19 protein-coding genes are annotated in these 20,754 nt (G+C 67.6%); 15 read left to right on the plus strand and 4 right to left on the minus strand.

The genetic code is table 11. The annotated features are described in order from the left end of the window. The first annotated feature begins 2 nt into the window (after positions 1 to 2). The 10 genes from folE to AC50X9_RS03245 all read left to right on the plus strand — a co-directional run bounded on the left by folE (position 3) and on the right by AC50X9_RS03245 (position 8,715). Complete coding sequence (folE, locus tag AC50X9_RS03200; protein ID WP_494890124.1) at positions 3 to 647, plus strand: GTP cyclohydrolase I FolE; 645 nt, start codon at positions 3 to 5, stop codon at positions 645 to 647. Between the two features lie 11 nt (positions 648 to 658). Further along, positions 659 to 1,597, plus strand: coding sequence for a dihydropteroate synthase (gene folP, locus AC50X9_RS03205; RefSeq protein ID WP_494890126.1), 939 nt, complete (start codon positions 659 to 661; stop codon positions 1,595 to 1,597). Positions 1,598 to 1,611: 14 nt separating this feature from the next. After that, a complete protein-coding gene (gene folB / locus AC50X9_RS03210) occupies positions 1,612 to 1,980 on the plus strand; it encodes a dihydroneopterin aldolase (RefSeq protein ID WP_494890128.1) in 369 nt (122 codons plus the stop codon). Then, entirely contained in the window at positions 1,977 to 2,504 is a 528-nt protein-coding gene (gene folK, locus AC50X9_RS03215; RefSeq protein ID WP_494890130.1) for a 2-amino-4-hydroxy-6-hydroxymethyldihydropteridine diphosphokinase, read from the plus strand. The genes folB and folK overlap by 4 nt, the downstream gene beginning before the upstream one ends. After that, entirely contained in the window at positions 2,504 to 3,031 is a 528-nt protein-coding gene (locus AC50X9_RS03220; protein WP_494890132.1) for a DUF3180 domain-containing protein, read from the plus strand. The genes folK and AC50X9_RS03220 overlap by 1 nt, the downstream gene beginning before the upstream one ends. After that, the gene (locus AC50X9_RS03225) at positions 3,012 to 3,524 is read left to right on the plus strand and encodes a PH domain-containing protein (protein ID WP_494890134.1); all 513 of its coding nucleotides are present in this window, start codon (positions 3,012 to 3,014) and stop codon (positions 3,522 to 3,524) included. Before AC50X9_RS03220 ends, AC50X9_RS03225 begins: the two co-directional genes overlap by 20 nt. 38 nt (positions 3,525 to 3,562) lie before the next feature. Continuing rightward, positions 3,563 to 5,191, plus strand: a complete 1,629-nt coding sequence (locus AC50X9_RS03230; RefSeq protein ID WP_494890136.1) for a PH domain-containing protein — start codon at positions 3,563 to 3,565, stop codon at positions 5,189 to 5,191. Beyond that, positions 5,184 to 6,104 (plus strand): Rossmann-like and DUF2520 domain-containing protein, encoded by a 921-nt coding sequence (locus tag AC50X9_RS03235; RefSeq protein WP_494890138.1) that lies wholly within the window; start codon positions 5,184 to 5,186, stop codon positions 6,102 to 6,104. Before AC50X9_RS03230 ends, AC50X9_RS03235 begins: the two co-directional genes overlap by 8 nt. Position 6,105: 1 nt before the next feature. Further along, entirely contained in the window at positions 6,106 to 7,005 is a 900-nt protein-coding gene (panC, locus tag AC50X9_RS03240; protein WP_494890140.1) for a pantoate--beta-alanine ligase, read from the plus strand. 180 nt (positions 7,006 to 7,185) lie between these two features. Continuing rightward, entirely contained in the window at positions 7,186 to 8,715 is a 1,530-nt protein-coding gene (locus AC50X9_RS03245) for a DHA2 family efflux MFS transporter permease subunit (protein ID WP_494890142.1), read from the plus strand. Between the two features lie 100 nt (positions 8,716 to 8,815). On the opposite strand, the gene AC50X9_RS03250 is transcribed toward AC50X9_RS03245, so the two are convergent. The 4 genes from AC50X9_RS03250 to AC50X9_RS03265 form a co-directional block, all read right to left on the minus strand. Then, on the minus strand, positions 8,816 to 9,649 hold the full coding sequence (locus tag AC50X9_RS03250) for an alpha/beta fold hydrolase (RefSeq protein ID WP_494890144.1): 834 nt from the start codon (positions 9,647 to 9,649) through the stop codon (positions 8,816 to 8,818). 77 nt (positions 9,650 to 9,726) lie between these two features. Beyond that, the gene (locus AC50X9_RS03255) at positions 9,727 to 11,481 is read right to left on the minus strand and encodes an HNH endonuclease signature motif containing protein (protein ID WP_494890146.1); all 1,755 of its coding nucleotides are present in this window, start codon (positions 11,479 to 11,481) and stop codon (positions 9,727 to 9,729) included. 132 nt (positions 11,482 to 11,613) lie between these two features. Next, positions 11,614 to 12,240: a thymidine kinase gene (locus tag AC50X9_RS03260; RefSeq protein ID WP_494890148.1), complete on the minus strand. Its 627-nt coding sequence runs from the start codon at positions 12,238 to 12,240 to the stop codon at positions 11,614 to 11,616. A 47-nt stretch (positions 12,241 to 12,287) separates the two neighbouring features. Beyond that, positions 12,288 to 13,202 carry an alpha/beta fold hydrolase gene (locus AC50X9_RS03265; RefSeq protein WP_494890150.1) on the minus strand — a complete coding sequence of 305 codons (915 nt, stop codon included), beginning with the start codon at positions 13,200 to 13,202 and terminating at the stop codon, positions 12,288 to 12,290. 76 nt (positions 13,203 to 13,278) lie between these two features. On the opposite strand from AC50X9_RS03265, the gene lysS reads away from it, so the two are divergent. The 5 genes from lysS (at position 13,279) to AC50X9_RS03290 (ending at position 20,660) form a co-directional block, all read left to right on the plus strand. After that, on the plus strand, positions 13,279 to 14,811 hold the full coding sequence (gene lysS / locus AC50X9_RS03270; RefSeq protein WP_494890152.1) for a lysine--tRNA ligase: 1,533 nt from the start codon (positions 13,279 to 13,281) through the stop codon (positions 14,809 to 14,811). Positions 14,812 to 14,813: 2 nt separating this feature from the next. Then, a complete protein-coding gene (locus AC50X9_RS03275) occupies positions 14,814 to 15,002 on the plus strand; it encodes a hypothetical protein (RefSeq protein ID WP_494890154.1) in 189 nt (62 codons plus the stop codon). Between the two features lie 135 nt (positions 15,003 to 15,137). Then, positions 15,138 to 15,464: a histone-like nucleoid-structuring protein Lsr2 gene (locus AC50X9_RS03280; RefSeq protein WP_494890156.1), complete on the plus strand. Its 327-nt coding sequence runs from the start codon at positions 15,138 to 15,140 to the stop codon at positions 15,462 to 15,464. A 355-nt stretch (positions 15,465 to 15,819) separates the two neighbouring features. Then, positions 15,820 to 18,312, plus strand: coding sequence for an ATP-dependent Clp protease ATP-binding subunit (locus AC50X9_RS03285; protein WP_494890158.1), 2,493 nt, complete (start codon positions 15,820 to 15,822; stop codon positions 18,310 to 18,312). 176 nt (positions 18,313 to 18,488) lie between these two features. After that, on the plus strand, positions 18,489 to 20,660 hold the full coding sequence (locus tag AC50X9_RS03290; RefSeq protein WP_494890160.1) for a S9 family peptidase: 2,172 nt from the start codon (positions 18,489 to 18,491) through the stop codon (positions 20,658 to 20,660). Positions 20,661 to 20,754 lie beyond the last annotated feature (94 nt).

Here is a 20,754-nt window from a genome sequence, read left to right on the forward strand (position 1 = left end):
CCGTGACTTCTTTCTTCAACGACGACGACGACCTGCCCGCCGCCGATGCTTCGGCGGCGGGCGGATCCGTCCCCGACCCGTACGTGGTGGACAAACCCCGGATCGAGGCGGCCGTCCGTGAGATCCTGTTCGCCATCGGTGAGGACCCGGAGCGCAGCGGCCTCCTGGACACCCCGAAGCGGGTCGCCAACGCCTACACGGAGATGTTCGCCGGACTCCACCACGATCCGGCCGAAATCCTGGCCACTCAATTCGACCTGGACCACGAGGAACTGGTCCTGGTCAAGGACATTCCGTTCTACTCGACCTGCGAGCACCACCTCGTCCCGTTCCACGGGGTCGCGCATGTGGGCTACATTCCCTCGCATGACGGGAAAGTCACTGGGCTCAGCAAACTGGCGCGGCTGGTGGACATGTTTGCCCGCCGCCCCCAGGTCCAGGAACGCCTGACCACGCAGATCGTCGAAGCCCTCGTCAGCCATCTCAAGCCGCGCGGCGCCATCGTCGTCATCGAATGCGAACACCTCTGCATGTCCATGCGCGGCATCCGCAAGCCCGGCGCCAAGACCGTCACCAGCGCGGTACGCGGGCAACTCCATGACCCGGCCACCCGTGCCGAGGCCATGAGCCTCATCATCGGAAGGTAAGAACACAGACTATGGACTCCCTGGCTGCAGCCCCCGGAACCGGACCCGCGACCTCGCCCCTGCCCATCCTGCGCAAGCCCCGGCCGGCAGCGAAATTCGCGGACCTCCCCACCGACCGGACGCTTGTGATGGGGATCGTCAATGTCACCCCGGACTCCTTCAGCGACGGCGGCAAACACGCCACCTCGGAGACCGCCATTGCCGCCGGACTGCGGATGTTCTACGCCGGAGCGGACATCATCGACGTCGGCGGCGAATCCACCCGTCCGGGAGCCGTCGAGGTCTCCGTCGAAGAAGAACAGCGGCGGGTCCTGCCCGTGATCCAGGCCCTGGTGAAGGCCGGCGCCCTGGTCAGCATCGACACCACCCACGCGGCCACCGCCGCAGCGGCGCTGGCCGCCGGGGCCGTGATCATCAACGACGTCTCCGGGCTGACCATCGAACCGGAAATGGCAGAACTCGCGGCCGGCAGCAAGGCCCCTTACATCCTCACGCACCGCCGCGGCAACGCCAGCACCATGGACTCGCTGACCGAGTACACGGACATCGCGGCGGACGTGGCGGCGGAACTCGCCGGCGTCCGCGACAAGCTGTACGCGGCCGGCGTCGCCCCGGAACAGATCATCCTGGATCCGGGACTGGGCTTCTCGAAGAACGAGGAGCAGAACTGGGAACTGCTGCGCCACCTGGACGTCCTGCAGGCGATGGGGCACAAGGTCCTGGTGGCCGCCTCCCGCAAGCGCTTCCTCGGCAGCCTCCTGACCGTGGCCGGCAAGGCCGCCGCGCCGGCCGAACGCGACGCCGCCACCGCCGCCGTGACCGCCATCAGCGCCTCCCGCGGCGCCTGGGCGGTCCGGGTGCACGACGTCGGCCCCAGCCTCGACGCCGTCAAGGTCGCCGCCCGTCTGGCCCCGGCGCAACCGCCGGCTGCCGCGCCCGGCCAGCACTGATCCGACAGGCAGCCATGGACCAGATCACGCTGAGCGGCGTCACCGCCGTCGGCCATCACGGAGTACACGACTTCGAGCGGCGCAACGGGCAGCCGTTCGTCGTCGACGCCGTACTGCACCTGGACTTCAGCCGCGCCGCGGCGTCCGACGACGTGCTGGACACCGCGCATTACGGTGAAGTCGCTGAATGCATCCGGAGCTGGATCACGGGGGAGCCGCTGAACCTGATCGAGGCCCTGGCCGTGCGGATCGCCGAGGACGTGCTGGCGAAGTTCCCCGTCGCCACGGTGGACATCACCGTGCACAAGCCCAAAGCTCCAATCGAAGTCGAGTTCGGCGATGTCTCCGTCAGCGTCCGGCGGACCCGGCAGGACCAGCAATGAACTACACCCGGGCAGTGCTCGCGCTCGGCAGCAACCTCGGCGCGCGCAGCGACACCCTGTCAGCGGCAGTCGCGGACCTCGTCGACCCACCCGAGGTCCGGCTCCAGGCCATCTCACCGATCTTCCAGACCAAAGCCGTCGGCGGGCCGGCCGGCCAGCCGGACTTCCTCAACATGGTGATCGCCGTGGACACCACGCTGACGCCCCTCGAGCTGCTGCGGCACTGCCACGCAGTGGAACAAAAGCACCACCGGGTCCGCGGCATCCACTGGGGCCCGCGCACCCTCGACGTCGACATCATCACCTACGGGGCGCTGGTCAGCTCCGACCCGGAGCTGACCCTTCCGCACCCGCGCGCCGCCGAGCGGGCGTTCGTGCTCTATCCCTGGTCGCTGATGGACCCCGCGGCCGAGCTGAACGGCCAACGCGTCGGCGAGCTTGCGCTCAAGGCCGCCGACTTCGCCGATCTCGTCCCCTTCGACGGCTTCGAAAACCTCCACGGTGTGGCCGGAGCGGTGGAGTGATGAAACTGACCAACCCGCTGGTGCTGTTGCTGATCGGCGTGGCCGTGGGGATCCTCGGCTGGCTGGCGGCCCTGCTGACCACCCGCTACAGCCTGAACACCCCCGTGCTGCCGCTGAACGGACTCATCACGATGGGCGTGATCGTGGTGCTCACCCTGGTGCTGGGCATCCGGGTGCTGCGCTGGCGGAACGGCAACAAGAAGAAAATGCTCAACCCGTTCCTGGCCGCCTGGACTCTCGTCCTCGCCCAGGCCGGCGCCTACACGGGCAGCGTGCTGCTGGGCTGGCATGCCGGGATCTTCGTGGACCAGCTGCGGCTCTGGAACCTGCGCAGCGACCAGACCCTCGCCTGGCAAGCCCTGGTTATGGCCGGCGGCGGTCTGGTGATGATTGTGGTCGGGCTGATGGTGGAACGGTTCTGCCGGATACCCCCGGAGGACAGCGACGGCGACGCGGCACCGGGCCTGCAGGAAAAGCGCAAGCCCAAGCCCAAGTCGGAGGGTGAATATGCGTACCGAGGCGATTGATCCTCCGGGCATCACCTGGTTGCGGGTCTCGCCCAAGTACGTGACGGTGCGGCTCGCCGGCTGGGCGCTGGCCAACCTCGTCGTCGTGGCGCTGCTCTGCGTTCCGCTGCTGCTGATAGCCGCCGGCTGGTGGCTGTCCTTCCCGCTGTGGCTGGCCGTCGCCGCCCCCGCCGTGATGCTGGTTCTGGCCCTGTGGCGGCTCCTGCTTATTCCGCGCCAGGTCCGCGCCATCGGCTACGCCGAACGTGAGGATGACCTGCTGGTCCGCCGCGGCATCTTTTTCCAGCGGACGCTCGTCGTCCCCTACGGCCGGATGCAGTACGTGGACATCGGCGCCGGACCGGTGGAACGCAGCCTGGGCCTGTGCACGCTGAAACTGCACACCGCCTCCGCCGGAACCAATGCGGAGATCCCGGGACTGCCTGCCGCCGAGGGGGCCAGGCTCCGCGAGCAGCTCTCCGCCCGCGGTGAAGCCCGGCTGGCCGGACTGTGACGGGTTCGTTGTGAGGGTCCTGCCGTGAGAGTCTCGCTGTGAAGCCGGACGTGGCCCCGGAGGCCGTGCCCGGCGCCCAGGCGGGAACGCCCGACGGCGCGTGGTTGCGGGTGCACCCGGCCTCACCGTTCGTGCGCGGCTGGGTGGCGCTGGCTGCCATCGGGTTCTTCTTCTTCCGCGACACCTTCGAACGGATGCTCCAGGGCGGACCCCTCGTGGATGAACAGTTCGCGGGCAGGGCGCCGTGGCTGCTGCTCGGCGGCGGCATCCTGCTGCTGCTCACCGTGCTCGGCTACATCCTGAGCTGGTACTTCACCCGCTACCAGGTGGCCGAAGGCTACGTCCGGCTAAACACCGGCTTCCTCTTCAAGCAGCAGCGGCAGGCCAGGCTGGACCGGGTCCAGGCGATCGACATCGTGCAGCCGCTGCTGGCCCGGATCTTCGGGCTGGCCGAGCTCAAATTCGAGGTGGCCGACGCCGGCGAGTCCGCCGTGCGGCTCGCCTATCTCCGGATGGACGAGGCCCGCCAGCTTCGCGCCACGATCCTGGCCCGCGCCGCCGGTGCGGTGCCGGATCCTGCGACCCCCGGGGCCGCCGCCGTAGAAGCCCCCGAACACGCCGTGCTGACCGTCCCGCCGCCGCGGCTGATCGGCTCGCTGCTCCTCAGCGAACAAAGCGCGGCGGTGGTCCTGGGCGCCGTCGCGTCCGTGATGCTCTCCGCCGTGACCGAGAACCGCGGCTTCTACCTCTACCTGATCCCGGCCGCGCTGGGCCTGGCGGCCGCGTACTGGAACTCCTTCAACAAGGGCTACAACTTCACCGCCGCGATCTCCCCGGACGGCATCCGGCTGCGCTACGGACTGCTGGACACGCAGGCACAGACACTGCCTCCCGGCCGGATCCAGGCGCTGCGGGTCAGCCAGCCGCCGCTCTGGCGGATTTTTGGCTGGTACCGGATCCAAGTCAACGTGGCCGGCTACGGCGCGGCAGGAAGCAACGGCGAGGGATCTTCCCGGACCACGCTGCTGCCGGTGGGGACTTTCCCCGATGTCCTCACGATGCTTTCCCTGGTCCTGCCCGATCCCGGCACGGCCGACCCGGTGCGGGTCTTCAATGCCGGCATCAACGGCCTCGCGGACCCGGCGGCGGGGATGGACGACGGCGGCTTCGTCACCACCCCGCGGCGCGCCCGGCTGCTGGCACCGCTGGGCTGGCGGCGCAACGGCTTCACCGCCACCGACACTGCCCTGCTGATCCGCTCGGGCCGCTGGTGGCGGCACCTCGTGGTGGTCCCGCACCAGCGCACCCAGTCGATTTCGCTGGAGCAGGGTCCCCTGGCCCGGCGCTTCCGGGTAGCGGACCTGGTGCTGCACACCACCGCCGGACCGGTTTCCCCGCGGCTGATCCAGGCCGGACTGGACGAGGGGCGTGCCCTGCTGGATGCACAGGCGGCCCGCGCCCGGGCCGCCCGCAAACGCCAGACCAGCGAGCACTGGCTCGGCCAGGTCCGGGCACTCGTGGCTGAACCTTCCCCTGCCGCAGAACCCCTCCTCGTCGCAGAACCAACCCACCGCGCAGAACCCTTCCCCAGCGAAGTACCAGCCCACACCGCAGAACCCCTCCCCACCGCAGATCCCAACAGGCAGGACGACCGGCAGCATGGCTAAACCAGGACGACTCGGCATCGGAATCATCGGCGCCGGCAAGGTCGGCGCGGTCCTGGGGGCCGCGCTGCGCGGCGCGGAGCACGCCATCATCGGTGTCTCCGCCGTCTCGGAGGCCAGCCGCGAACGCGCCGATGCCCTGCTCCCTGGTGTCCCCGTCCTGGATATCCCGGACATCGTCGAGCGCGCCGAACTGGTGCTCCTGGCCGTGCCGGACGACGCGCTGGGCCCGCTCGTCGAGGGCCTGGCGAAGCTCGGAGCCTGGCAGCCGGGACAGCTCGTGGCGCACACCTCCGGGCGTTTCGGCGTCGGGATCCTGCATCCGGTCCGCGCCGCCGGGGCCATCCCGCTGGCGCTGCACCCGGCGATGACCTTCACCGGGATGAGCCTGGACCTGACCCGGCTGCTGGACTGCACCTTTGGCGTCACGGCGGACGCTGCGATGCTGCCCATTGCGCAGGCCCTCGTGGTGGAGATGGGCGCTGAACCGGTCGCGATCGCCGAGGCTGACCGCACGATCTACCACGCGGCCCTCGCGCACGGCTCAAACCACCTCGTGACCCTGGTCGCGCAGGCCTCGCAGCTGCTCCGGGAGATCGGCGTCGAGGCGCCAGAACGCATGCTGGGACCGCTGCTGCGCGCGACCCTGGAGAACGCGCTCGCCTCGGGCGAAGCGGCACTGACCGGGCCGGTGGCCCGCGGTGACGTGGGCACCGTGGCGGCGCATGCCGAGTCCCTGCGGGAGCACGACGGCGGCTCGGGCGGCGATATTCTGGAGGCGTACCTGGCCATGGCCCGGGCGACAGCCCGCCGGGCAGGACGCCGGGGACTGCTGAAACCCGAGCAACTCGACGGCGTCGCACAGGCGCTCGAGGGCCCGGACAGTGCTGGCAACAACCCCAAGGAAGGTCCCTAACGTGGCGATCCAAGTCGTGACCACGGCGGTCCAGCTCCGGGCCGAAAGCGCCCGCCTGCTCCAGACGAAGGGCGGCTCCTCGCAGGGTCTGGTGCCCACCATGGGGGCGCTGCACGAGGGCCACGCCGAGCTGGCGCGCACCGCCGTCGAGCAGAACGACGTGGTGGTGGTGAGCATTTTCGTGAACCCGCTGCAGTTTGGCGAGGCGGTGGACCTGGAACGCTACCCCCGGACCCTGGAGGCGGACCTGGCGCTGCTGGACGCCGTGGGCGTGGACCTGGTGTTCGCGCCGGACGTAGCCGAGGTCTACCCCGGCGGGGAACCCCGGGTGCGGATCAGCGCGGGCGCAATTGCCGATAAATGGGAGGGGGCGTCCCGGCCCGGGCATTTCGACGGCGCCCTGACCGTGGTCGCCAAGCTGCTGCACTACGGAACGCCGGGCGCGGCAACGGGCACCGAACTGCCGGCGTACCGGGCATATTTTGGCCAGAAGGACGCCCAGCAACTGACCCTGGTTAAGCGAATGGTGGCGGATCTGAACTTCCAGGTGGAGATCGTACCGGTGCCGATCGTGCGGTCCGCAGACGGGCTGGCGCTCTCCAGCCGCAACCGTTTCCTCTCCGCCGAAGAACGCGAGGCGGCCCTGGTGCTGTCGCGGGCGCTGCGGCTGGTTGAGGAACGGGCCAACGCCCACCAGCCCCTGGACCTTGAGTCCGCACGCGCGCTGGTGGAGTCCCAGCCGCTGGTGGAACTGGATTATTTCGATGTGGTGGATACCGCCACCCTCGAACCGCTGGCCGAGAACTGCAGGGAAACTCCGTTCCGCGGCGAGGGCCTGGTGCTGATCGCGGCCAAGGTCGGCCCGGTCCGGCTGATCGACAACGTCCCGCTGGACTCCTGACCACTCCTGACCACACCAACGCGGGGTCACGTAGCGCCCATGCCGGGCGCAAACTTGGGCCGGATCGGACCCCGCGTTGTTTTTTCGGTGGAGGGAATTACTCCTTGGACTGTTTTGTTGGAGGATGAGTCAGCAACGACGCTCGCAGACCCCAGTTCACAAATTCCTGAGGGAACCCCCATGTCTACAGACGTCTCTTCACAGCCCGCCGGCGATCCCGGGCAGGGCACGGTTTCCGGCGCAGCTGTTGCTGCCCCGGAAGCGCCAACACCACCCGCAAGGTCTGCAGCGCAGGCACTTCAGGCAGCCCCGGCGTCGCCGGCAAAGATGTCCAGGGAATCGGTCACCGTCATCGCCACCCTGCTCGTGGCCACGTTCGTGGTCATCCTGAACGAAACCATCATGAACGTCGCGCTCCAGCGGCTAATGGTCGACCTCGGGGTCACCGCCCCCACCGTCCAGTGGCTGTCGACTGGTTTTATGCTCACGATGGCCATCGTGATCCCCACAACGGGCTTCATCCTCCAGCGGCTGTCCACCCGCGCCGTCTTTATGCTGGCCATGGGACTGTTCTCCGGCGGCACGCTGCTGGCGGCGCTGGCGCCGGGATTCGAAATCCTCCTGCTCGCCCGGATCGTCCAGGCCGGCGGCACGGCCATCATGCTTCCGCTGCTGATGACCACCATCCTCACTCTCGTCCCGGTGTCACGCCGCGGCTTCGTGATGGGCAACGTCAGCATCGCCATCTCGGTGGCGCCGGCCATGGGCCCGACCGTTTCCGGCCTCATCCTTGAGCACTTCTCCTGGCGCTTCCTGTTCGTCTTCGTCCTGCCGATCGCCCTCGCCGCCTTCGCTATTGGAGCCAGGTTCCTGACCAACATCGGCGAAAGGGAAACAACCCGGCTCGACGTGCCGTCCGTGCTGCTCACCGTTCCTGCCTTCGGCGGCCTCGTCTACGGACTGAGCCAGATCGGCGGCGAGGGCGGTCCGGGCGCGCCCGCCGTCATTGCACTGGCAGTGGGCGTGATTGCCATGGTCGCGTTTGTGCTGCGGCAGTTGCGGCTGCAGACGTCTGAGGCGCCGCTATTGGACCTCCGCGCCTTCAACTTCCGGATGTTCACGGTGTCCGTGCTGCTGCTTGTGGTGGCCATGATCGCCCTGTTCGGCGCGGTGATTCTGCTGCCGTTGTACCTGCAGGAAATCCGCGGCCTGACGTCGCTGGAAACAGGCCTGACTCTGTTGCCCGGCGGCCTCGCAATGGGCCTGCTGGGCCCGTTCATCGGGCGGCTCTTCGACAAGGTTGGCCCGCTGCCCCTGACGGTCTCCGGTTCGGCCCTGCTGGTGGTGGCTCTCTTCCAGTTCTCACTGCTCGACGCCGGTACCCCTGTCGGCTGGATCGTCGCCCTGCACGTTGGCCTCAGCCTGGGGCTGGCCTTGATCTTTACGCCGGCGTTCACCACGGGCCTGAACCCGCTGCCTCCGCACCTGTATTCACACGGCTCTGCCATCATGAGCACCCTGCAGCAAGTCGCCGGTGCCGCCGGGACGGCGTTGCTCGTCTCGATCTATGCTGTGGTGTCCGCAGGCGCTGGAATCGTCGCGGGCATGCACGCGGCGTTCCTCACGGCATCGGTCATCGCCCTTGCCGCCGTCGTACTGGCCGCCATGATGCGAAAGACCGCCGCAGCGGAACACCCCGCCTCGCACTAGAACCCAACGCGAGTAATCCAACGCGGGGTCACTTAGAGCCCATCCGGCCGCGCGGAATGGCCACTAAGTGACCCCGCGTTGCTGTGGCTGGGGCTGGCTGTTAGCTGGCGAAGAACTCGCTGAGCGCGGAGATGAGCTTATCCGGCGCCTTGTTGACGCCGTCATGTCCCATGCCGGGCAGGATCGTGTAGCTGGAGCCGGAGAGCACGTCGTGGATCTGGGCGCAGGCCACGCCGAAGTACGCCGGGCTCTTCTCACCCACGACAATCAGGGTTTCCAGCGGCAGTTCCAGGAACGGCTCGGCCGGCATGTCCGCGGCGATGATGGCCTTGATCTCACGGACGCCGGTCGTCATCAGTTCGCGCATCTGCTTGCCGAGCGGCGTGCCGGCCGCCAGCTTGTTCGCCAAGGTCAGCATGGACAACGGCATCCGGGACAGGGCACTGCCGGTCTCCAGGCCCTTGAGCAGCACTGCCAGGGCGCGGTCGTCGTCGCCGGCCGCCGTCGCCTTCTCGTACTCGGTGGTCCAGTCGGCGGTGACACTGTGGTTCACGGAAACGGCCGGGTCGTAGACGGCGAGGCGTTCCACCGGCAGGGTCCGGGCGGCGTGCAGTGCCACCGCGCCGCCGAAGCTGTGCCCGAAGACGTCCGTGCTGGCGGTGTGCTTCATCACCGCGGCGAGGTCTTTGATGTCCACATCGAGGGTGTAGTCCTCCGGCTGCGGGGATGAGGAGCCGCGGCCGCGCCGGTTGAAGGTGTGGACCGGTCGTCCCAGTGCCGCGCTGAGCTTCTGGGCGAAGCGCGTGTAATCGGCGGCAGTCACCATTGAGGCCGGAACAACGACGACGCCTGAGCCCGCCGAGGCAAGCTCGGCACCCGTGCTGAAAAGCTCGATCGTTCCACCGTCGGGGGTTCTGATGTTCTCGCGGGTCATGCTCCGAGCCTAGCCGAGGCTGTAGCTACGGCGCAGTAGGTCCACCTGCGGGGGCCGCTGGGGCAATTCACAGGAGGTCAGGTGTGTTGGACAAGGAAGTGTTCCAGGATGGATGCGTAGTGGGGCTCATAGAAGACCGGGTCGTTGGTGTCCGCCGGTCTGAATGAGTACCCGGCCGTGAATGGGTGTCTGGCCGTGAGCAGGTGCCAGTCCGGGAAGGGGTCCGCGGGCAGTTCCTGTTCCTGTTCAGGATCCGGGCCGGGGTCCGGGGGCATGGCTGCGCCTATGTCGAGGTCTCTGTCCGGGTCCGGGTACATTTCCCCGGCTGCGTCCATGTCCGCGTCAGCGTGCGGGTCCGCGTCCGTGTCCAGGAATCCGGGTGGCCAGTGGGGTGGTTCCCAGTCCTGTTGCTCGCTGGGGTAGTACCGTCCGGACGGGGAGGTCCAGCCGGGCGGGGCGTCCTTGCTGGCTCCGGCCGGTGTCCAGGCTGAACTGTGTTTCAGCCCGTGGTGCTTGCGGCACGGCCCGCCGAGGTTGGTGATCCCGGTGGTCCCTCCGTCGGCCCAGGCCAGGAGGTGGTCCGCGTCGTTGTCCAGGGAATGGTTGTGACAGCCCGGGAACGGGCACCGGCCATCGCGGAGCCGCAGCCACTGGCGCAGCGCGGGGGGCAGGCGGTAGCTGCTCCTCCCGATTTCCAGCGGCGCCCCGTCCCGCGGGTCCACCAGCACCCGGTAAAACGAGCCGGCCCCGTCGGCGATCAGGCGCCGGGCCATCGAGGGCGGGATCGGCCCGTACCCGTCCAGCATCGCCGGTTCCTCGGTGGCGCCGAGCAGGGAGAACACGGGCACGGTGATCAGGACCTGCGCCCGCGGCGACGGCACACCCCCGCCCGCACCCGCCCCCTCAGCGCCCGCGGCACCATCAGCGCCGGTGATGCCGGTGGTGAGGAGCCAGGTCGCGGCGATGTCGGCGCGCAACTGGGTCAGGGTGCGTGCCTCGGCCGGGCCCTGCAGGGCGCGGGCCGCGGCGGTGGTCCGCTCCCAGATCCCCGCGGCGGTATCGGCCGGAAGGTACGCGGAGAACCAGGCCATCCCGTCAGTGTCCGGGCGGAACTCGACCCGCCGGTCCGCGACGCACTTGCTGTGGCGTTTTTCGATGCTCTCCCGGTGGTGGCGTTCACGCCAGGTCCGGGCCTTGGCCCGCAACCGGCCCGGGACGAGCTCCCCGGCCGGGCAGCCCCGGGCCGGGTCCGGCGCGGCCGGGTCCAGGAAGTGCCCCTCCAGCGCCGCCGCCCCGGCAGGGTCCAGGTTCACCGTTTCCTCCACCATGACCCTCGCGTGCGCCCAGGAAATCGTCCCCGCCGTCAGCGCCGCGAGGGTCAGCGGCAACGTCGTCGTCAGTGCCACGCAATCGCCCAGGAACCCGTCCGCGGCCCGTTCACTCACGGTCAGAACACACGCGACCTCCGCCGTCAGCGCCATCTCCTGGCGAGTCGCGTCATGCGGGGACACCGCCGGCGGCGCCATAGCGTCGGCGGCCCGCAGATAGGCCGCGGCCAGCTTCACCTTCCATGCAGCGGCCCGCGCATCCCACCGCGCCATGTCGGCCAGGCCATCCAGGCAGCCATCTGCCAGATCCCGCAACGGATCATCCCACAACGGATCAGCATCCCGGCGGAGACTGGCGCCCGACGGACCCGTGTGGACAGAACCGGACGGACCCGTCTGATCCGCCCCAATGCCGGCCCCGGTGACGGAATCCAGTGCCGCAGTCAACGCCGCGACAGCCGCCAGGGCCTCCCTGCCCTCCGTAATCCAGTCCGTGCTTCCCATAAACCAAGAATCTCAGATGCCTCCGACAAAAAGCCTGGCCCTGGACGCCTTCGCGAGGGCAGGTTCCGCGACAAGAAATTCCAGCAGCGCCAGGGAACACCTGATCTGTCTACGCAACCAAGATGGTGGGCCCTAGTTCCCCAGCCGCCCGCCGGAGACCTCGAGATAGCAGGAGCCGCAAAGGGATTCGTACCAGACGTCCTGGCCGTCGATCGCGACCTGGTCGCCGTCGAAGACGACTTGGTCCCCGGCCCGACGGGTGTTGAAGATGGCCTTGCGGCCGCAGCGGCAGATGGTTTTGAGTTCCTCGAGAGTGTGCGCGATTTCCAGGAGGCGCAGTGATCCCGGGAACGCTCGGGTGCGGAAGTCGGTGCGGATGCCGTAGGCCAGGACCGGAACGTTGTCCAGGACGGCGATCCGGAACAGGTCGTCCACCTGCCCAGGTTCCAGGAACTGGGCCTCGTCCACCAGCAGGCAGGCGACCGGCTGGGTGTCCACATGCTCCAGGAGGGCGTCCGGGTCATCCCCGTGGGCCTGGGCGGTGAACAGCCCGCGGGCGGATGCTCCGGCGGGGATCAGGAAGTCCACGGATCGGGTCATGCCCAGCCGGGAGACCACGTCGGCGTCGCCCTTGGTGTCCACATCCGGCTTCGCCAGCAGCACCCGCTGGCCGCGTTCCTCGTAGTTGAAGGCAGCCTGCAGCAGGCCCGTTGATTTGCCGGAGTTCATGGCGCCGTAGCGGAAGTAGAGCTTGGCCAAAGGGGTCCTTTCGAAAGGGTCGCCCACCGATTGTAAAGGCGCGCCCCTTAGCGGCCCAGCTTGAGCCGCGGCCTGCGCGCCGAGAGGGGCCGCAGTACCCCTTGGCCGGCGAGGAGGAACCTCGCGGCTGCCCGCGGAAGCCGGATACCGGGCCGGAGCGGGCTCTCGTGGAGCTGCCCGGGCAGCACAGCGAACTCAATCGACGGGACGGCGGCGGCGAGCTGACGGCCGGTCTCGGCGAAATACGCGGGGCTCCAGCCGCCGCTCAGCATCAGCGTGGGGGTGGTCATGGCCGCGAAGTCGGCCAATTCGGCGTCGGCGTCCAGCACCGCCCGCATTTCCGCGACCGCGGTGGGCAGGAGTTCGCGCATCTCGGCGCCCGTGCTGGTCCGTGCGGAGAGGATGCTGAGCATCCGCAACGCGCCGAGCGGGAGTTTTGATACAGGCCCGGCCGTCTCAAGGCCCTGGACCAGGTGCGCCCACGCGTCGTCGAGCTGTCCGGCGGCCACGGTGCGCTCCAGTTCGGGCCGCCAGCGCCGGGTGAGGTTGCCGGACAAGGACACCGCCGCGTCATAGGTCACCATCCGGCGGATCGTTAGCGTCCGGGCCGCCTGCAGGGCCACGAACCCGCCATAGCTGTGTGCCACGACGTCGCACGAGCCCGTCTCCCGCAGCACAGCAGCCAGGTCGCCGACCTCCGTGGCCACCGAGTAGCCGGCTGGCTGCGGTGAGGACCCACCCCTACCGCGGCGGTTGTAGCAATGCACCGGACGCGCCAGTAGCTGGCCGAGCTTCCGCGCGAATGGACGGTACAGCGCATCAGTGACAAGCGTGCCGTGCACGACGACGATGCCTGGCCCCTCCGAGCCGACCCCGTCCAAGCCCGGCCCGGGAGACGGACGGAAGGAATGCAGCTCGAGCTGCCCGGCGCCGTCGTCGGTGCTGATGGTCCGCGTCTCCACAGCCTGAGTCTATTCCGCAACCGGCCAGAGCCGCGCGGGACCTGCCCCGGCAGAAACCCCGGTAAACTTGGGGATTGTGACTTCCCAAAACACTTCCGCCCCGAATACCGCCGCCGACTCCCACGACGCCAGCGAGCAGACGCGCATCCGTATGGAGAAGCGCGCCAAGCTGATCGAACGCGGCATCGAGGCGTACCCGGTGGGTGTTGAGCGCACCCATTCGCTGGGCGAAATCCGGGAGAAGTACGCGCACCTTGAGGCCGACGAAACCACGGGCGACGTCGCCGGGGTGACCGGCCGTATCGTCTTCATCCGCAACACCGGCAAGCTCTGCTTCGCCACGCTCCAGGAGGGCGGCGTTGACGGCAAGGCTATCCGGCTGCAGGTCATGCTGAGCCTGGCCAACATCGGGGAGGACGCCCTTGCCGACTGGAAGGCCCTCGTGGACCTCGGCGACCACGTGTTCGTCAAGGGCGAGGTCATCTCCTCTCGGCGCGGCGAGCTCTCGGTGATGGCCGGGTCCTGGTCCATGGCCTCCAAGGCGCTGCGCCCGCTGCCGGTGCTGCACGCCGAGCTCAACGAGGAAACCCGCGTCCGCCAGCGCTACGTGGACCTGATCGTCCGCGACGAAGCACGTGAGATGGTCTACACCCGTGCCGCCATCACCCGTTCCATCCGCGAGACCCTGCACCGACAGGGCTATGTCGAGGTGGAAACCCCGATGCTGCAGCTGGTCCACGGCGGCGCCACGGCCCGTCCCTTCGAGACGCACATGAATGCGTTCGACCAGAAGATGACCCTGCGGATCGCCACCGAGCTGTATCTCAAGCGAACCGTCGTCGGCGGCATCGACCGCGTCTATGACATGGGCCGCGTCTTCCGCAATGAAGGTGTGGACTCCACCCACAGTCCGGAATTCACCACCCTGGAAAGCTACGAGGCCTGGGCCGACCAGTTCGTCATGGCCGACCGCATCAAGGAACTCATCCTCGATGCCGCCGATGCGGCCGGCGTGGGCCGGGTCCTGCAGACCGAGGCCGGGGAGATCAACCTCGACGGCGACTGGGCCTGGATGGCGGTCTACCCGGGACTCTCCGAAACTGTGGGCCAGGAAGTCACCCCGGAAACGCCGGTGTCGGAGCTGCTGGCGCTTGCCGCCAAGCACGAGGTCAAGGTCGACGCCAACTGGGATGCCGAGAAGCTCGTGGTGGAACTCTTCGGTGAGCTTGTCGAACCCACACTGCTGAACCCGACCTTCGTCTACGACTACCCGCCGTCCGCCCAGCCGCTGGCCCGCCAGCACCGCGAGGATGACCGGCTGATCGAAGCGTGGGACCTCATCATCGGCGGGATGGAACGCGGCACGGCCTTCTCCGAACTGATCGACCCGGTGATCCAACGCGAGCGGCTCACCGAGCAGTCACGCCGCGCCGCCGCCGGCGATGTCGAGGCAATGCAGCTGGACGAGGACTTCCTCCGGGCCCTGGAGTACGGCGCCCCGCCGATGGGCGGTATCGGCCTGGGCATCGACCGGCTGGTTATGCTCTTCACCGGCGCCGGTATCCGAGAGACCATCCTGTTCCCGCTCCTGAAGCCGGAAGGGCACTGACCATGGAGTATGTAGCCGTATTGCTTCCCTCTGTTGTGGTCGGCCTGATTTTCTGGTTTGCCATGAAATCGATTTTCAATGCGGACAAATCCGAGCGCCAGGCCGAAGCGCGTGCTCAGGCGGAAGCGGACGCAAATGGCCAGGCGTCTGATACTCGTCGCAACGACGGCCATTCCAACGGCCAGAACTAATAGCCGGATATTCAAAACCTTGGGTTTTCCTTTGGAAGCCCCTTTTCACTTTGACTCATTGCCATAAAGCAGAGGATACTTTCAAGCAGATAGATCCCGCTTTTCCCTAATACTCATCCTTTTGGAAAGGGAGTTATGGCTCAGAAAGTAAAAATCATCCTCGTTGATGATCTCGACGGGGGTTCCGCGGATGAGACCGTCAGGTTTGGCCTTGACGGTGTCAGCTACGAGATCGACCTGTCTTCGGACAATGCTGCGGCGCTCCGGTCTTCACTGGAGCGGTTTGTAGCCCATGGCCGCAAAACCTCAAGCGGCCGCCCCACCCGCACCAAGATTTCATCCGGCCGGAATCAGGACTCCGCCCAGATCCGGCAGTGGGCCCGCGATAACGGTTATGCGGTAAACAGCCGGGGCCGCATCCAGGCTGAAATTCAGGAAGCCTACCAAAAGGCGAATTCCTAACTGGAAGGCACGGCGGTGCGCGCGCCTTGAGTTCCGGTGTGCAATAACTCTGACAAAGCCCCCGCTTTCCGCGGGGGCTTTTGTCATGGGGCGCCCGCGCCGGGGATGCCGACGTCGGGGCGTCCAGTTGGTCGACGCCTTATGGTCCACCCGCCGTCGTTGAAGGGTCCGGCCGGGTCGACGTCGGATCGCCCAGCCGCCGACGTCGGAGGCTCCGGCCGGTCTGCGTTCGCGCCGCCAAGTGACCCTGATGTGACGCGGCCGTGGCGTTCCGGTTTCCCCTGTGGCGAACAAGCCCCAAATCTTGAACCCGGACACGTAGCATCAAAGTATTCGTAGCTAGGAGTGTGGCGAAATGTTTGAGCGATTTACGGACCGTGCCCGTCGCGTAGTTGTGCTTGCCCAAGAAGAGGCACGCATGCTGAACCACAATTACATCGGTACCGAACACATCCTCTTGGGTCTGATCCATGAAGGTGAAGGTGTTGCTGCCAAAGCCCTTGAGTCCTTGAGCATTTCGCTCGACGGAGTCCGCGAGCAGGTACAGGAGATCATCGGGCAGGGCCAGCAGGCCCCGTCCGGGCACATCCCCTTCACCCCCCGCGCCAAGAAGGTCTTGGAACTCTCGCTTCGCGAGGCCTTGCAGCTGGGCCATAACTACATCGGAACCGAGCACATCCTGCTCGGCCTCATCCGCGAGGGTGAAGGCGTTGCCGCGCAGGTGCTGGTCAAGCTCGGTGCGGACCTCAACCGTGTCCGCCAGCAGGTGATCCAGCTGCTTTCGGGCTACCAGGGCAAGGAAACCACCGGAGCCGGTGTTGGCCCGGGCCAGGCCGAAGGCACCCCCGCCGGTTCCGTCGTCCTGGACCAGTTCGGCCGCAACCTGACCCAGGCTGCCCGGGAGAACAAGCTGGACCCGGTGATCGGGCGCGAATCCGAAATGGAACGCGTTATGCAGGTCCTCTCCCGCCGCACGAAGAACAACCCCGTGCTGATCGGCGAGCCCGGCGTCGGCAAGACCGCCGTCGTCGAGGGTCTTGCCCAGGCGATCGTTCGCGGTGACGTCCCGGAGACCATCAAGGACAAGCAGCTGTACACGCTGGACCTCGGGTCCCTCGTGGCCGGCTCCCGCTACCGCGGTGACTTCGAAGAGCGCCTGAAGAAGGTCCTCAAGGAGATCCGCACCCGTGGCGACATCATCCTGTTCATCGACGAGATCCACACCCTCGTCGGTGCCGGTGCCGCCGAGGGCGCCATTGATGCGGCCTCGATCCTGAAGCCCATGCTGGCCCGCGGTGAGCTGCAGACCATCGGCGCCACCACCCTGGACGAGTACCGCAAGCACATCGAGAAGGACGCTGCGCTGGAGCGCCGCTTCCAGCCGATTCAGGTCAAGGAGCCTTCGGTCGCGCACGCGATCGAGATCCTCAAGGGCCTCCGCGACCGGTACGAGGCGCACCACCGCGTCACCATCACCGACGGCGCCCTCGCCTCGGCGGCGAGCCTCTCCGAGCGTTACATCTCGGACCGTTTCCTGCCGGACAAGGCGATCGACCTGATTGATGAGGCCGGCGCCCGCCTGCGCATCCGTCGGATGACCGCTCCGCCGGAGCTGAAGGTCATGGACGAGAAAATCGCCGCCATGAAGCTTGAGAAGGAATCCGCGATAGACGCGCAGGACTTCGAAGGTGCCGCCTCGCTGCGCGACAAGGAGCAGAAGCTCATTGCCGAGCGTGCCGAGAAGGAACGCCAGTGGAAGACCGGCGGCATGGACGACATCTCCGAGGTGGATGAGGATCTCATCGCCGAAGTGCTGGCCAACTCGACCGGCATCCCGGTGTTCAAGCTGACCGAGGAAGAGTCCTCGCGCCTGCTAAAGATGGAAGACGAGCTGCACAAGCGCGTTGTCGGCCAGAACGAGGCCATCCGGTCCCTGTCCCAGGCGATCCGCCGCACCCGTGCGGGCCTCAAGGACCCGAAGCGTCCGGGCGGTTCGTTCATCTTCGCCGGCCCCACCGGCGTCGGCAAGACCGAACTCGCCAAGGCCCTGGCCGAATTCCTCTTCGGCGAGGAAGACGCCCTGATCACCCTGGACATGTCCGAGTACTCGGAGAAGCACACGGTGTCGCGTCTCTTCGGTGCCCCTCCGGGCTACGTGGGCTACGAGGAAGGCGGGCAGCTGACCGAAAAGGTCCGCCGTCGTCCGTTCTCCGTGGTCCTGTTCGACGAAGTGGAAAAGGCGCACGCCGATCTTTTCAACTCGCTGCTGCAGATCCTGGAAGACGGCCGCCTGACCGACTCCCAGGGCCGCGTGGTGGACTTCAAGAACACCGTGATCATCATGACCACCAACCTCGGCACCCGGGACATCTCCAAGAGCGTTGCCACCGGCTTCCAGTCGGGCACGGACACGCAGACCGGCTACAACCGGATGCGGGCCCGCGTCACGGAGGAGCTCAAGCAGCACTTCCGCCCCGAGTTCCTGAACCGTGTTGACGACGTTGTGGTCTTCCCGCAGCTGACCCAGGACGAGATCATCGAGATCGTGGACATGTTCGTTGGCCGCCTGGAGAAGCGCCTCAAGGACAAGGACATGGGCATCGAGCTCACGCCCGCGGCCAAGGTGCTCCTGGCAACCCGCGGCTACGACCCCGCCATGGGTGCCCGGCCGCTGCGCCGGACCATCCAGCGCGAGATCGAGGACCAGCTCTCCGAGAAGATCCTCTTCGGCGAAATCCACGCCGGCGACATCGTTGTAGTGGACGTGGACGGCGAAGGCGACGACGCCAAGTTCACCTTCGCCGGCAACACGAAGCCGCGCATCCCGGAGATCGCTCCGAGCGTCTAGGCAGTCAAGCCAAAGGCCCCGCCCGCTCCAAACGGAGTTGGCGGGGCCTTTGCGTTGCCGCTCGCCTCCAGCCCGACGCCGGCGATGTTCACTTACTCAGTGATTCTTCTGAAAGCACCGTTTCACTCTTAGTGAATTTTTCGTGACCGAGGCCACACGGGGTGTTGAATCGATGCATGGCTTCCACCGGTGCAGAGACCCTGAACGAAAAACCCGAGACACCCTTCCACGACCTGGACCACTACCTCGCCATCCCGCGGGTCGGCGGGCTGGCGTTGAGCCCCGACGGCCGGCGGCTGGTCACCACCGTGGCCACGCTCAACGCCAAGGGCACCGAATACAGCGCCGCCCTGTGGGAGCTGGATCCGGCAGGACACAAGCAGGCCCGCCGGATCACCCGCAGTGCCAAGGGCGAGGCCGGTGCCGTGTTTGCCGGAGGCGGTGACCTCTACTTCAGTTCCGCGCGCCCCGACCCGGAGACCCCTGACGCGGATCCCGTCAACGCCCTGTGGATGCTGCCCGCGGACGGCGGCGAGGCGCGCGTCGTGCTGACCCGCGCCGGAGGCGTCAGTGCCCTGCTGGCAGCCAGCCAGACCGGCGCCCTCTTCGTCAATGCCTCCGTGCTCGCAGGGGCCACGGACGAGGACAGTGATGAGGAACGCCGCAAGACGCGCAAGGACAACAAGGTTGCCGCCATCCTGCACAGCGGGTATCCCGTCCGCTACTGGGACGCCGACCTGGGCCCCGCCCAGCCGCGGCTCTTCGCCGTCGAACCCGGCGCGGACCTGGAACCGGGCAAACCGGCAACAGTGGACGCCGTGGCGCCGCTGACGCTCCGCAACCTCACGCCCGGCGCCGGTGCCGGACTTCGGGATGCCGAGTCGGTCGTCAGCCCGGACGGTAAGACCATCTACAGCAGTTTCGCCAAGCCGCTCGCGCACGCCGACTCACGGTCTGTCCTCGTCGCGATCGACGTCGCCAGCGGCACCCGCACCGTCCTGCTGGATACCGAGGGAATGAACTACTTCCCCGGCCCGGTCAGCCCCGACAACGCGACGCTTGTTGTGCTCAGCGAAAGCGATACCACCCCGGAGGAGGCCCCGCTGCTCAGGCTGCACCTGCTCGACGTCGCCGGCGGTGCGTCCGGACCGGGACCGGCGGGGGAGGCTGCGCTGAGGCCGCTCGCGCACGGCTGGGACCGCTGGCCCCGCCCGGCCGCCTGGCTGCCGGATGGATCGGCCCTGCTCGTCACCGCCGACGAGGACGGCGCCTCCCCGGTCTTCAGGATCGACCTCCCCGGCGGCAGCGACAGCGACAGTGATGGCGGCGCCGGCGCCGGCGCCGGGGCAGGCCGGGTCACCCGCCTGACCGCCGATACCGCCGCGTACACCGACGTTGTGGTCGCCCCGGATGGCGAACACGCCTACGCGCTGCGCAGCTCCTACGAGTTCCCGCCCGAAGCCGTGCGGATCGACCTTGCGGGCGGCGACGTCGTCAGGCTCCCGGCCCCCGCTGAACGCCCGCACTACCGCGGCTCGCTGGAACGTGTGGAGACGACGGCGGCGGACGGCACCCGTGTGCCGGCGTACCTGGCCCTCCCGGAAGGGGCGTCGGCCGGCAGCCCGGCGCCGCTGCTGCTCTGGATTCATGGCGGCCCGCTCGGATCCTGGAACGCCTGGACCTGGCGATGGAACCCCTGGTTGCTCGTGGCCCGCGGCTATGCCGTGCTGCTGCCGGACCCGGCGCTGTCCACCGGCTACGGCCAGCAGCACATCCAGCGCGGCTGGGGCGAATGGGGCAAGGCCCCGTTCACCGACCTGATGGCCATCACCGACGCCGTGGTGCAGCGGCCGGACATCGATGAGACCCGCACCGCCGCCATGGGCGGGTCCTTCGGGGGCTACATGGCCAACTGGGTGGCTGGCCACACTGACCGGTTCAAGGCGATCGTTACCCACGCCAGTCTCTGGGCCCTGGACCAGTTCGGGCCCACCACCGACGCGGCGCAGTACTGGCTCAAGGAGATGACGGCCGGGATGGCGCTGGCGAACTCCCCGCACCTGCACGTGGAGAACATCAGCACCCCGATGCTCGTCATCCATGGCGACAAGGACTACCGCGTCCCGATCGGCGAGGGCCTGCGGCTTTGGTACGAACTCCTTGCCAAGTCCCGGCTTCCCGCCGACGAAAACGGCGAAACCGAGCACCGCTTCCTCTATTTCCCGGACGAAAACCACTGGATCCTGCAGCCGCAGCACGCCAAGGTTTGGTACGGCGTCGTCGAGCACTTCCTTGCAAGGAACCTGCTGGACAAGAATATGCCGGTGCCGGACGAGCTGGGACTCTAGATGATTAATTCCTATTGGATTCAGTGGTCGTATGCGATCAGCGAACGTTTTCGGGGCGTTCCGGTCAGCCAGTTGTGCCAGATTCCGGCTGCGA

The sequence above is a fragment of the Pseudarthrobacter sp. HLT1-3 genome (assembly GCF_059383535.1).

Excerpts from the sequence above, each read along its gene's own strand:
- AC50X9_RS03290 (WP_494890160.1), top strand. The coding sequence starts at position 18,489 with ATGGCTTCCACCGGTGCAGAGACCCTGAACGAAAAACCCGAGACACCC.
- AC50X9_RS03250 (WP_494890144.1), bottom strand. The coding sequence starts at position 9,649 with ATGACCCGCGAGAACATCAGAACCCCCGACGGTGGAACGATCGAGCTT.
- AC50X9_RS03245 (WP_494890142.1), top strand. The coding sequence starts at position 7,186 with ATGTCTACAGACGTCTCTTCACAGCCCGCCGGCGATCCCGGGCAGGGC.
- AC50X9_RS03285 (WP_494890158.1), top strand. The coding sequence starts at position 15,820 with ATGTTTGAGCGATTTACGGACCGTGCCCGTCGCGTAGTTGTGCTTGCC.
- AC50X9_RS03225 (WP_494890134.1), top strand. The coding sequence starts at position 3,012 with ATGCGTACCGAGGCGATTGATCCTCCGGGCATCACCTGGTTGCGGGTC.
- AC50X9_RS03235 (WP_494890138.1), top strand. The coding sequence starts at position 5,184 with ATGGCTAAACCAGGACGACTCGGCATCGGAATCATCGGCGCCGGCAAG.
- folP (WP_494890126.1), top strand. The coding sequence starts at position 659 with ATGGACTCCCTGGCTGCAGCCCCCGGAACCGGACCCGCGACCTCGCCC.
- AC50X9_RS03255 (WP_494890146.1), bottom strand. The coding sequence starts at position 11,481 with ATGGGAAGCACGGACTGGATTACGGAGGGCAGGGAGGCCCTGGCGGCT.
- folK (WP_494890130.1), top strand. The coding sequence starts at position 1,977 with ATGAACTACACCCGGGCAGTGCTCGCGCTCGGCAGCAACCTCGGCGCG.
- AC50X9_RS03275 (WP_494890154.1), top strand. The coding sequence starts at position 14,814 with ATGGAGTATGTAGCCGTATTGCTTCCCTCTGTTGTGGTCGGCCTGATT.
- folB (WP_494890128.1), top strand. The coding sequence starts at position 1,612 with ATGGACCAGATCACGCTGAGCGGCGTCACCGCCGTCGGCCATCACGGA.
- AC50X9_RS03220 (WP_494890132.1), top strand. The coding sequence starts at position 2,504 with ATGAAACTGACCAACCCGCTGGTGCTGTTGCTGATCGGCGTGGCCGTG.
- AC50X9_RS03280 (WP_494890156.1), top strand. The coding sequence starts at position 15,138 with ATGGCTCAGAAAGTAAAAATCATCCTCGTTGATGATCTCGACGGGGGT.